We start from the raw sequence: 12664 nt of genomic DNA on the forward strand, positions 1-12664 counted from the left end.
TAAGGCTATCTGCTAGCTAATCTGTTCTTATGTGTCACAAAAAACGTGACAATTACAGATGCTCCGGTACACGAGAAGCAATATAATCCAACAGTAGCCGCGCCGTATGGGTTAAACCGTTACGGCTTGGGTAGACCATCCATGCGTCTTCAGAAGAAGAGACATGGTCTTTCATTAAATGGCATACCGTGCCTTTTTCTATCATCGGATAAGCCAAAATATAGGGCACTAAGGCTATGCCCAAACCCGCCTCAACAGCTTGGGCAATATGGGCATAGTTATTACTAATATGGTGATGGCTTACTTCGATTTCTTGGTTGGTAAATTGCCAACGGTTCTCTAATTTTTGGCTATAGCTGCGATAAATAATGCAGCTATGTTGCAGTAAATCTTGCGGGGTAACAGGCACAGGGTTTTGTTCTAAATACTCGGGGCTGGCAATAATTACTTTACTAAAGCCGCCTAGCTTTCTTGCGATAAAACTAGAGTCGTCTAACGAGCCTACATACATAGCCATATCAAGGCCATGCTCAAATAAACCTTGGTAGCTTTCGTTAGAATAACGTGCCTCAACATTAATATCGGGATAGCGTTGTTTAAAGTTTTTTAGGATGTCGATTACATAGTGATCACTACCTACATTAACCCCCATTTTAACCAAACCACTCGGGCTAGCTGTGTGGCTATGCAAAGCGCTGTTTGCGTCGTTAAGGCGGCGAATAATGTCTTGCATGCTTTCGTAGTATTGCTGGCCCTGAGTGGTAAGGTTTAGCTTACGTGTGGTGCGAACAAACAAACGGGTACTTAGGCTTTGTTCTAATTCGTTGATGCGTCGGCTTACATTCGCGCGAGGTAAATCGAGGGAGTGGGCCGCAGCACTAAAACTGCCCGATTCCACCACTTTTATGAATAAAGAAAGATCTTCTACTCGCATAAGATATTGTCACCAAATTAGATACAAACTGAGCGAAGATTAACAGTATTGATGAGCAATTCAAGTTAAGTGCTTAGCGTTACACCCTTAACAACGGCACTAGCAGCTGTATTGGTATTTTCTCACCTGTAAGACGAGCTAACAGGTACTCATTTAGCAGCCTCCTTAGGCAAGGTTAAACTTGCGGCCATTATTTGCGGCTATGGAATGCCGCTCTTTTCTAAAGGGCATTTCATTATTAGCAGGTAAAAAAATGAAGAAGACAATATTAGCAATAAGCTTGGCGGCTATCTCATCTGGCGTAATGGCAGAGCAAACTGTCGAGGCAAAAGCCGACATGAACTATGGCGATCCAACCGCCACCTTCAGCTCTTTAGGTATTTCTCGCAGTAGCGAGCGCACTCAGCTAAACGGCACCTATGGCTGGGGAGCGGGCAATATGATCTTTGCCGACCTAGGCGCTGCCGATAAAAAAGATCAACAAGGCAAAATCGATTTTGATTATCGCGTTCGTTACTTCAAAGTAAACGATGGCTTGGGTTACTCCGTTGATGTAGTCGGGGATAGAAATACCACTACTGCATTGGTAGGTGGTATGTACAAATTTGATATCACCAAAAATATCTCACTGTTCCCCATGCTCTATGGCGGCTACATGAAAAGTAAGCTAGATATGCCAATTAAAGACAGTAACGAAACCTTTAAAGACTCATCACTAGTACAAGGCGGCTTATACGCCATGTACGCCTTCGACGACGGCCACTGGCTTTACGCCAACCCTAAAGCCACTTACGTAAGCCGAGCCAAAGATTTTGTGCCGCAAATTGAAGTGGGTGGTGGATACATGATTAATAGCAATATGTCGGTAGGCTTTAAAGTTGACCACACCGCAGAAAGCAAAATCTCGAAAAAAGACACCGTTGGCTGGCTGCAAGCCAGTGTCTACTTTTAATGTAACTTCAGCGTAAACTCAGTAGGGCTTAGCTCTGCAGAGTTTAGGCCAAACACCTACATTTGATCGAGAATACTACCGCAGAAAAAGCGCTTGGCTAAAGATATCAAAGCAGCTATTTTCTGTGTTCATATACAGTGTTATTGGTTTTTCTGCTTTTTATCGAATAAAAGAGAGGAACTTTTGTGCATTAATCCTTGAGGCTAAGAATTTTCAGGCGTAGTATCAATTACTTAGCTTAGTGTTAAATTAGATAATAGGTTTGCTAACTGGGCATGCGCGTTTTGCCCAAAAATGTATTGAACCTTATTCTTGTTTCTTCCCTAAATTCAAAGGATTAAGTATGCGCGTTTTCACTGGTCTAATGAGGTAAACGCGCATGCGCAATATACAAATGTTATATCCCCCCTAACTATATCGTGAGCTAAATATGGCGATAAAAGAAGTATCAATAAGCAGCCTGTCGAGTTACTTGACGCAAATAGAAAAAATACAAAGTAGATGGCACATATTTCATTCAGATGTTTGGTATCGTGGGGTAGCGTCTAGCAAGTATGAGCTCGTTCCGGGGATTATTTGGCGAGATGTTAAAATAGGTCAAACTATTACTAATGACTTTCTAATGCATTATAAGGCCTATGAATCGGGGGGGTATAATGACTCTTGGGAGCTGTATTCATTAATGCAACACTATGGATTGCCAACAAGGCTTTTAGATTGGAGCAAGAAACCATTAATTGCTTTGTATTTCGCATTGGAGGAGGATACCAAAACTCGTCCCAAGAGTTCTAATAAGAGGGTGGTTTGGATGATGATTCCAGGGTCTCTAAATAAGATTCTGACAAATCACGTTGATGTAGACTGCACGATAACTCGGCCAGATTTAGATCACTACTTGCCTGACTCCCTTGCTAGCAAGTCAATTAAGGAGAAAAACCTCCCGAAAACCCCTTTAGCGATAACGGTTCCTTTAGCAAACCAGCGTGTAGTCTCACAAGAAGGTGTTTTTACTATCCATGGTGAAGAAGGCAACTCAATTGATTCTTACTTTTCAAATGATTCAAGTGAATTTAAGGATCACATTGTTAAGTTTGTTATTAAGGAGGAGCATAGAGAGCGCATAAGAAAACAGCTATATTCTGTAGGCTATAAGGAAGATGACGTATATCAAGATTTGAATTCACTTTCAGTAAGAATAATCCGTGAATGGGGTATATAACAAACCAATCAAGTACGCTCCCGATGGTCACCGGACTCGCTCCGCTCACCGCTTATTGGTAGCGTTATGTGCTCGAATACTTAAAGACTTGTATGGTCAAATTAGGGAATAAGATGGGAATCGAATCGGAAGAATATAAACCAATAAAAATGAGAAAACCCACTGTTAGAAAAACACAAGTTAACATACGACCACAAATTTCCGCGATGCAACGTCAACTTCTTGTACATACTAGTGGTTCTAGGTGTTCTTTAGCTAATTGCAGGCGAGAATTAGCAGTAGGTGACAATGCATTTATCGGTGAAGTTGCCCAAATCGAATCATTTGCGGAACGAGGGGCAAGATATAATCCTGAAACTCCAGTTGAGAGTTTGGTTTCACAAGATAATTTAATATTGTTATGCCCTACATGCCATCGCTTAGTAGATAAACAACCTGAGATTTATACAGCTAATTGGCTGAGAGAAGCCAAGCTAAAGCATCTAAAAACGCTAGAGGCAGCTATTGTCCCAGAGCAGTTGTTTGACTTCAAGTTAGATGAGCATACCGAGGTTTCTTTAAAAGAAGCTGTTAGCATCTGGGAGAAAAATAGACACAACGCATCAGAAGAGTTTTGGCAGCATCTGCTCACTAAATCTCCAGCAGTGTTAAGCCAAGTGTTTCCTAATAGCTCATTTCAATTTGGCTCTAAAAGTTACGTGGGCGGTAAGACCCTTGGTAATAAGAAGGGCAACATCGTCGATTTCATATATGCAAGCAAACATACCGACAATGTTGTTATGGTTGAGATCAAAACTCCAGTTAAGAATTTGCTTGGGAAGAAATATCGCGGCAACGCTTATTCTATAAGTGATGAGTTGAGCGGTGGTATTGTTCAAGTACTAAATTATAAAGAGCAGCTTCTTAAAGAGTATTACAAGCTAAAAGATGATGATAGTTCATTTAATGCTTTTAGTCCCAAATGCGTAGTTTTGGTTGGTGACTTAGAAAGAGAGATGAACGACCCCATAAAAATAAAGTCATTAGAGCTGTTCAGAGGTAGTTTATCAGGTGTTCAAGTCATCACATATGATGAGTTGTTTGAGAAAGCTAAAGATGTACTTGCACTTGTTTCTTAAATTAAACGCACATAACAAACGCTTCAAGTGGGATTCGTAAACGCGTGCCATTTTCGCTTCGCTACAATTTTGGCACACATTTACTCACCCCTTAAGCGGGCGTTAAGTTTCAAAGGGAATCATGAACAAAACGAAGATTAAAATATCTCACTTCTCAATAATAATTGGGGCTTTGTTCCTATGGTTCTATGCAATGATGGGGCTGCTTGATGCACTTGGCGTAGATAGTGGCCAGCGAGCTAAGGATGTATCAACTATTACAAACATCATTGTGTTTGGCTCAATGGTTGCCACTTTTATCATAGCTCTTTTTGGGGCAAGTCTTTTGAGCTATGTCATTATTGCTCGGTTGCTAAAAATACCTAGATACGACCTTGAGCAAGTCATTGTAGATCGAGCGGAAACTGATCCCCACGAAAATATTAAAATCGCTCAATTATTTTATAAGTGGTGCTTAGATTTTGCATACAAAGATAAAACTTAACAAGTTTAGCCTGCCTCGCCCCGGAAAAAGCCCCGGGGCTGGACTCGCTGACGCTCGCCGCAGCTAAAGGCGTTAGCCGTTTCATCATCTTGAGTATCAAATTATATGCCATTAACAATAGATGAAATAAAAGAAGTAGTTGAAGTAGCAGTATCGACTTCTTCAACTATGAGTATCAATCAAGTTTTGTTGTTGGTTAGTATTACTGCAATTGCATCATTTCTAGGTGCATACTTAACTGTCAAAGCTAAGAATATTGCAACAAAAGAAGATATAAGCCACATAACAACTGAAATCGAGAAAGTTAAGTCTAGTTATGCTGAAAGCCTTGAAAAAACAAAAGCTGATTTACAAATAAAAAGTGTTTTACAGTCTGCTTTTCAAACGAAATGTTTAGAGGCTGTAATTGCAGTTAATGACCTTCTAATTGAAATTAATTTATATTGCTGGAAAAACATGGCGAAAAGAGATGCTGGTGAACATTACGTTTGGAGTCACGTCGATGACACTACTCCAGATAAACACTTAACATACTTTCTTGTAGCTATAGATAAAATGAAACTAGAGCATGGATTGTATTTAACAGATAAAGCTAAAAGAGCTTTGCTAGATTTATCTGGACAAATTTCAACTTTAGTAAGTATGGAAGTAGCACTTAGCTCCACTGAGAAAGATCCGGTAATTGAAGTATCGGCAAGCAGTGGATATAGAATTGGAATTGAGGCTGTTGAAAAATGCCAAAGTGCTTTAGTTAATGAACTCGGCATAAACAACGGCTAACAAGGCATTTAAACGGAACAAAAATAGTGGGTTATGTTTCGCTTCGCTACACATTTTAACCCACTATTTTTGTCCGCTTAATGCGGCGTTAAGCGCAAATGGAGTTCAACATGCAATCACTCCAAGACATTGCAAATAAAATAAATAGTGAAGCGCACAACTACAAAGTAGGCAAGCTTCAAGACATAAGAAAAAACATCCAAAAGTTAAAGAGGCTACCCTCGAAGCAACTTTTTGACTACAGAACAGTCTTTGAAGAGTGGGGCTGGCACTACGGAGGTAGAAAAGAACTACAGTTCAACATTGGCATTGAAGGCACCGAACTTAGATATGGTGTAGCCTTTTCATTGGAATGTAGCCAATCACTCCCTGACATTGATGTACTGATACCGAAAATATCGTTATTCAATGAATACATGTCGGAGTTCGGTGATCATTTTTCAGAACTTAGAATGTGGCACTTTGAAGGAGCGAGAAGCTCTGACTACATGCCCTCTCCGATACCTCAAGAAAATGTACGTGAGGGACTTTTCATCTTTTTAGGTGGAAAGCAGGACATCACAAAAATCAATTACCAGCTTGTTTTAGAAACGCTTGATCGCTTGTTGCCACTATATTTATATACTGAAAAACAACCGATTGCTGAAGCTAAATTTCATGAGCCAACTTGTTTTAAGTTTACTTCAGGTTGTACGGCGAAATTATCTAGTACTAGTGGAACCATCGTAGAAAAAGAACTGAATATTAGATTAAGGCATAATGATCTACAACTGAAGCTCTATGAAGAATTGTCACTGGAGCATGGTGCTGACAATGTCGGGACAGAGATAAAGTGTATTAGTGGTAGTATTGACCTTGTTGTGAAAAATGAGAGCAGCTTCTGGTTTTATGAAATAAAAACAGCATCAACAGCTAGAGCATGTATTCGACAAGCGTTAGGTCAAATCCTAGAGTACTCATATTGGCCAGAGAGTGAACGAGCCGAAAAGATGATCATTGTTGGTCCGAATTCAGCAACTATATTAGAGCGTCAGTACATAAACACATTGCGTACTGAATTTGGTTTACCAATAGAGTATTTGGCAAGCAGCGCTTAACAAAGCAATTAAGGTGACCCGTTACACTCAGCGGTTTTGGTATGGAGTTTGGTGTGCTTTGCTGGTTTTGCGTAGTGCACCTTTTTGCAGGCGTTAGCTCTACACAACTATGAACATTGAAGCAATAATATTAAACCTCAAAAATTTGGACTTGCCAAAGTCTCTAGGGGCGCTGAACTTTAAGGCAATTGATTTAACAGATGGTGAGACTGAGTATCTTTTTGCTTGTTCAGCACTTATAGGCGATGTAGCTTCAATAGAAGCTTTTACCAGTATGGCACTATATAAGATAGATGCATATTTTGGTGGCAAGCCTATTGAATTGACAAGTTTTCTCGAATGTGAATTTGAAAAGGTTAACACAGGCAAGTTGCGTGAGCTGAGAGCTTGGGCAAATGACTTGCCAGCCCAACAAACAATAAATGATAACTGTATGTATCAAGGTGTATGGTATCTAGAGAATCTAGAAGTGACTGGTTTTGGCGTAATTCTAAAAAATTGTACGCACTATTATTTGTTGTATTGGTTTACAACAGGATGAATAAGAAGAGCAAACGACTCTAGGCAGCGACGCTACTGCGTGACTGGACGCGCTAACACAAGCCGCCGTATTAGGCGCAACTTTTCAACCCACTCATTTACTCACCCCCAACAAAAATCCCTCAACAACGAGGGCTTTTTTGCAACTCTTTCCTGTGTGGCTTTTAGAAAAAGTAGGCCATGTTTACTTGTACAAAGCTGTCTTTGCTAAAGGCGTAGGTTGGGTCGGCAAGGTCATCGGCGTCGATGTACCAAAGATCTAGCTCGCCTTTCCAGTTTTCGCCAAAGCGGCGGCTGGCTTCTAGGGTGACTACGTTGGTGTTGTAGTCGAGGTCTATAGCGCCACCTAACAAAAACTCGGTACTTTGCGCGTCGTTTAATACTAAGCGAGCGCCTAGGTAGAGATCGTTTTGAAAGGTAGACGTGGCCTCTTTGCCGTCACTATTCCAGTTGTATTCGGTGAGTAGCCCTAAATCGGCAATGCTGTCGAATAAACCCACTAGGGTATATTCGTAACCACCTACAGCAGCGGTGTAACTGTTGCTGCTGGTATTGCGATATAAGCCTTCAAACTTCCATAACCAATCACCAATGGTGGCTTGTAGGTCTACGCCAAGTTGGTCCATTTGCTCATAGTAAGGGGTAAGTTTAGTGCCGTCGGCGCTAGCAATTAGCAGTGGATCGCGGTTGGTGCCACGAAAATAGGCGGTGCCTACGTCCCAGTCGCCAAAAGTTTGCGCCCAGCGCAGGGCTAGATCAACGTGTTTGTTTTTAGCGCCCGATTCATACTGGGCATTATCTTGGTCTACCGGCAATGGTGGGCGAAAGCGGCCATCTACGCCGGCAAAGGTTCTCTCTCTAAAGCCCGGTAAAATGAATACATCCCAAATGCCTGAGTCTTGATAGGTATTAAAGTGCAACATGGGTTGGCCAAGCTTTTCGTCGCCATCGGGCGATTCGATAAAGTCGGTTTGGTTTATCACATCCACCAAGTGTTGGGTTTCGGTTACGCCCCAAAACACTTTGGCTATACCTATTTCCAGCTCGTATTCGTCGGCTAGGTGCAGCCATTTAAGCTCGCGAATGTCGGCGTGAGTGCGCTCAGAGTCCATGGAGTCGGCTCGTGCAAAAGGCGTGAAGGTGATGCTGTCGATGCCATCGTTCCACTCCCAGTAAAGCTCGGGCTCGGCACTTATTGAGCCTTGGTGTTGCTGGTCTTGACCGGCGAAAGCACCTTGCTCGAAAAAGCCGCGATATTGCCCCGCCACATTGCCGCGCAGCTCCATGGCGGTACTGCTTAAACTAAGCGCCGTTAGGCTACACGCTAGGGCTAGCTTCGTGTATTGTGCGTTCATTAGCGGGCTCGCTTAAGCTTGTTTTTATTGAAGTCTGATTCTTTTACGCCGGTTTTAAACTGATAATTATTCCAGAACATTTCGGTTTTTTTATCGGTTTGGTGGTTCACCATCAACATTTTAGACGGACGCCAATGTTTGTCGGCATACACTTGGTAATCACTCATGGTGAGGGTTTTTAGTAGCTGCCCTTTGCGGTCGTAAAACTCTACTTTGTGCACGCGGTAGGCTTCTTTGTCCATCCAGGTGATTTGCTTGGTATAACCTGAGTACTTATCTACTGGTACGTTTTGCACCACATAGCTGTCGAAGCCGGCAATGGTTTCGTCGCGTAAGTAGGTGTAGGTGTATTTTTCTACTTCAAATGAGCTTAGATCTTCAAAGGCAAACTCACTGCCCATGTAAGGGCCCGATTTGTTGCGTGAGCCAATGCGTTTTACCCGTTTTAAGGCAGGTAGGTATAACCATTGCTCGTCGGGCTCTAGGGCGTGAGAAAAGCTTAAAAAGGCAGTGCCTTTAACATCGGCTGGGTGGTCAAACACACTTAAGGCTTTGTCGCCGTCGCCTTCTACTTCTAAAGATTGAATGCGAATAGAGCGGGTGCTTTTATCGCCTTGCGCGTTGTACAGCACCATTTCTGTGTCGGCTTTCGAATCAACCCAACCTAAATCAAAGGCTTTGCGCTCTTGAGCGATGCGTAAGCCTTTTTCTTCTGCGGTTTCTGCTAATGCTTGTTGGCTAAACAACAGGCTAATACAGATAACTGCGGCACGATTAAGCCACATACTAAGCGGTTTTTTGTTGAAGTGCTGCTGCATTTTCTGCTCCCTTTGCACGGTCAAAACTAATCAAGAGTAATGGTAGTAGTAAGAAATCGATGATTAAGGCTACGGCAATAATAATAGAAGTAAGTAGCCCCATATTGGAGTTAATAGTAAAGGTTGAACCAATTAATACTGAGAAGCCAACCACCAATACCGCGGTAGTAATAGCCAGTGCTTTGCCTACGGTTACAAAGGCGTAGCGCACTGCGTCTTCGGCTGATTTACCTTGCTTGCGGGCATATTGATACTTGGTAAGGAAGTGCACAGTGTCGTCGACCACAATGCCTAAGGTAACGCTAATAACAATCGACAAACCAAGGTTTATGTTGCCATCAATTAGCGCCCAAATACCAAAGCCAATGCCTGCTGGTACTAGGTTAGGTAGCAAGCTAATAAAGGTGAGCCGCAGTGAACGCAGCGAAATACCAATTAACACCGAGATAAGCACCAGTGCCCAAAACGCACCTTTGAGGGCTTGCGGCATATTGCGCTCGCCAATGTGCGCAAACATTAAGTTAGGGCTGGCGGCGATTACTCGGTACTCGGGCGCATTTTGTTGCCACCAATCTAAGGAACGTTGCTCTAGCGCTATCATGCCAATAGAGCCCATGTTTTTGGTGGTAATGGTTAAGCGCGTTGCCGATTTATCTACGTTGATTTGGTTATTTAAATCTAAGCCGTAGGGCAAGCTCATTTCGTACATTAATAAATACTGGGCAGAGAGTTCGCGCTCTTCGGGCACTAGGTAATAGCTTGGGTCGTCACCATGCATGTTTTTGTTTAAACGACGCATAATGTCGGAGATGCTATTTACGTTGTCGATCTCTGGTTGTTGGCGTAACCAAGCGCTAAAGTCAGCCACTTTTTGCATGTAGTGGGGCTGGTTAATGCCGCTGCTTTCGCCGCTTCTTATTTCATAAGAAATGGTGGTAATCCCGGATATATTTTCCTCCATAAAGTCTGTGGATTGACGAAAGTCCACCTGCTTGCTGAAGTACTCCGTAGCCACGTCGTTAAGTTGGTTGCGTGGGATCATGGCTAAGAAGCCAACAATCACAACTAGGGTAACCGGCATTAGCCACTTGCGAGAATCAATCACAAAGTTTGCTAAGCGGTCGTAGTTTGAACGGCTGCTAATGCTTGGCGTTTGTTTAATGGGCAGAATGTTAAGCAGGGCAGGCAAAATGGTAAGTGCATACACATAGGCCAACATTACACCCACTGCCACAATGGTGCCTAAGGCTTGAAACGGCGGTGAATCTGAGAAGTTTAAGGTTAAGAAACCAATCGCAGTGGTGGCACTAGTAAGGAAAATAGCGCGGTTGTTTATTTTTAAACTAAAGGCGAGAGCTTCTTTTTTAGATTTACCTTGGCGCATCTCGTAGAGCATAGAGGCGATAACGTGCACACAATCGGCCACGGCTAAGGTCATCACCATGGTGGGCACATTTACCGTAACGGTATTTAGTGCAAAACCCATCCAACCGGCCATGCCCATGGTGCTGGCAATAGTCACTACAATGACCACTAAGGTAGCTAGCATGCCTAATACCGAGCGCAGTAAAATGGCTAGCATCACCAAAATGAGTAAGAACATTAGCGGCACTAAAGTGGACATGTCTTTCTGGCTTTGTTCGATGAAGCTGTTGTTCATCATAATCATGCCAGAGAGCAAAATTTTATGTTCTGGGTAGGCTTGCTGATACTTGGCTTGTAGCTCACGTACAAATTGCGAGGTTTTAGGTACCTCGGCCTGCATATCGTCTTCGGAGATGGTGATGGTGGCAGCCACTACTGCTACGCGCCCATCTAGGCTAATTAAGCGGTTTTCTAGCAGTTGTTCACTTAAGCTAACTTGCTCAATTTTAGATACTTTTTCTGCATCTAGCATATCTAGCTCTAGCAATAAGTCTTCTACCCAAAGGTCATCTTCTACGGCTTCGGTATGTTGAAAGTTGGTGATGGAGTCGACCCGAGTAGAGTTGGGAATAAGCCAAGAGTCGTCGGTAAGCTCTTTAATGAGAGTGAGAGATTGCGGGTTGAATACATCGCCTTCGTTAGGGGAGATAACAAAGGTGACCGAATCGGTTTTATTAAACACCTTTTGCATGCTTTCGAATTCTTGCAGCTGAGGGTTGTCCTCACCAAAGAAAATGCGGTAATCGCCTACAAAGGTAAGAAAGCGTCCGCCAGAGCTCATTGCTACAACGGCTAACATTAATAACATGAGTGTTAGCCAAGGTCTGGCAATCACTTGATTAAAAAATTTCTTTTCCATAGCCCTGTCCTTTACCAATTGCACCATTCAATTGGTTTAGAGTGAATTATGACGATTTGTCTAAAATTGACGAATCGTCACTTCCTTTGCTTAAAAAACCGCAGTAATCGGCGGCTTATTTGAATCTAAATGCGTGCGTTTATTATTCCACTTAACAACAGTAGAACAACTTGGCACTTTTTCTTGTTTCGCTGACAAAAACTTTGTGAGCTAATTGCCTGCTTGCGTAAAGCGCTTAGTACAGTGTTTCGTTTTTCTCTAGTATTGCCAGTTCGTCAGCGTAAAGCTCTTGGCCTATTCGCTGCCATGTTGCTAGGTAGTCTTGCTGTTGTGACAGCGGTTGCCAATTTAGCCCGTCGCACAATAAGTTAATGTTATAAAGCAGGGCGAATTGGCTGTCGAAACCAGCAGAGCAAAACTTGCTGGATTTATTTACCACCGCGCTGCTCAAAGCATTAGTACCAAAGGCCATCGACCAAGCGGCAAATGTAGCAGCATTGGCATCTACATTTTGGCTGGCTGGTATTTCACCTAAAGCTACTGCTTCTTCAATTAACTTAACCGCAATACCGACAATTTTGTTTTCGTGTTCACTTACGCTGGTACTGCGAATACTCGAGGTTTTCTCCATGATGTTAGGTGTTTTCATGCTTAACACTACCATCGACAGAGTGGGGTAAAGACGATTAAACAAACGGTAGCCATAGGCCATTGCAATCATCTTCTCTCGAGTGCTACCAGCAAAATCATTAATCCGTTGGTATAGCTCTATTTGTAATCGCATAGAGCGACAGCACAAGGCACACAATACATCTTCTTTACAGGCAAAGTGGTTATACACAGTGCCTTTTGAATACTGCGAACGCTGGGTAATCTTATCCATCGTAAGGCCAGCAAAGCCGGTTTCAGCCATCAGCTCCAGTGCTATATCTAGCAGCAGCTCTTCGCGGTTGGCAATTTCTTGGGCTTTTCTGGTTTTGGTATTCATTTTTTCTCGTTATTGACACTTCGTCACAATGTGACGATTCGTCAAGTTATACGCTTTGATGATTAATTGTTCAAGTTTTATTTATGTTTGATGTT

General features: G+C 42.6%; 12 protein-coding genes. 7 read left to right on the plus strand and 5 right to left on the minus strand.

What is annotated here, in order from left to right; translation table 11 throughout:
* Nucleotides 1-52: 52 nt before the first annotated feature.
* The gene (locus K5609_RS05440) at nucleotides 53-934 is read right to left on the minus strand and encodes a LysR family transcriptional regulator (RefSeq protein WP_221076301.1); all 882 of its coding nucleotides are present in this window, start codon (nucleotides 932-934) and stop codon (nucleotides 53-55) included.
* A gap of 253 nt (nucleotides 935-1187) precedes the next feature.
* On the opposite strand from K5609_RS05440, the gene K5609_RS05445 reads away from it, so the two are divergent.
* The 7 genes from K5609_RS05445 to K5609_RS05475 all read left to right on the plus strand — a co-directional run bounded on the left by K5609_RS05445 (nucleotide 1188) and on the right by K5609_RS05475 (nucleotide 7125).
* Entirely contained in the window at nucleotides 1188-1886 is a 699-nt protein-coding gene (locus K5609_RS05445) for a hypothetical protein (RefSeq protein WP_246611945.1), read from the plus strand.
* 430 nt (nucleotides 1887-2316) lie between these two features.
* Nucleotides 2317-3105 carry an FRG domain-containing protein gene (locus K5609_RS05450; protein WP_221076302.1) on the plus strand — a complete coding sequence of 263 codons (789 nt, stop codon included), beginning with the start codon at nucleotides 2317-2319 and terminating at the stop codon, nucleotides 3103-3105.
* 113 nt (nucleotides 3106-3218) lie between these two features.
* On the plus strand, nucleotides 3219-4223 hold the full coding sequence (locus K5609_RS05455) for a Shedu immune nuclease family protein (protein ID WP_221076303.1): 1005 nt from the start codon (nucleotides 3219-3221) through the stop codon (nucleotides 4221-4223).
* Between the two features lie 121 nt (nucleotides 4224-4344).
* On the plus strand, nucleotides 4345-4707 hold the full coding sequence (locus tag K5609_RS05460; protein WP_221076304.1) for a hypothetical protein: 363 nt from the start codon (nucleotides 4345-4347) through the stop codon (nucleotides 4705-4707).
* A gap of 105 nt (nucleotides 4708-4812) precedes the next feature.
* Nucleotides 4813-5487, plus strand: coding sequence for a hypothetical protein (locus tag K5609_RS05465; protein ID WP_221076305.1), 675 nt, complete (start codon nucleotides 4813-4815; stop codon nucleotides 5485-5487).
* 110 nt (nucleotides 5488-5597) lie between these two features.
* Nucleotides 5598-6584, plus strand: a complete 987-nt coding sequence (locus K5609_RS05470) for a hypothetical protein (protein WP_221076306.1) — start codon at nucleotides 5598-5600, stop codon at nucleotides 6582-6584.
* A 109-nt stretch (nucleotides 6585-6693) separates the two neighbouring features.
* Nucleotides 6694-7125, plus strand: a complete 432-nt coding sequence (locus K5609_RS05475) for a hypothetical protein (protein ID WP_221076307.1) — start codon at nucleotides 6694-6696, stop codon at nucleotides 7123-7125.
* 163 nt (nucleotides 7126-7288) lie between these two features.
* Here the strand turns inward: K5609_RS05475 and K5609_RS05480 are convergent, their stop codons facing one another.
* The 4 genes from K5609_RS05480 to K5609_RS05495 all read right to left on the minus strand — a co-directional run bounded on the left by K5609_RS05480 (nucleotide 7289) and on the right by K5609_RS05495 (nucleotide 12569).
* Nucleotides 7289-8479, minus strand: a complete 1191-nt coding sequence (locus K5609_RS05480; RefSeq protein WP_246611946.1) for a hypothetical protein — start codon at nucleotides 8477-8479, stop codon at nucleotides 7289-7291.
* Nucleotides 8479-9297 carry an outer membrane lipoprotein-sorting protein gene (locus tag K5609_RS05485; RefSeq protein ID WP_016400901.1) on the minus strand — a complete coding sequence of 273 codons (819 nt, stop codon included), beginning with the start codon at nucleotides 9295-9297 and terminating at the stop codon, nucleotides 8479-8481. Before K5609_RS05485 ends, K5609_RS05480 begins: the two co-directional genes overlap by 1 nt.
* Complete coding sequence (locus K5609_RS05490; protein WP_221076308.1) at nucleotides 9266-11581, minus strand: efflux RND transporter permease subunit; 2316 nt, start codon at nucleotides 11579-11581, stop codon at nucleotides 9266-9268. Before K5609_RS05490 ends, K5609_RS05485 begins: the two co-directional genes overlap by 32 nt.
* 235 nt (nucleotides 11582-11816) lie before the next feature.
* Complete coding sequence (locus tag K5609_RS05495) at nucleotides 11817-12569, minus strand: TetR/AcrR family transcriptional regulator (protein ID WP_221076309.1); 753 nt, start codon at nucleotides 12567-12569, stop codon at nucleotides 11817-11819.
* Between the last annotated feature and the right edge of the window lie 95 nt (nucleotides 12570-12664).

Source organism: Agarivorans aestuarii (assembly GCF_019670125.1).
Taxonomy (GTDB): Bacteria; Pseudomonadota; Gammaproteobacteria; order Enterobacterales; family Celerinatantimonadaceae; genus Agarivorans; species Agarivorans aestuarii.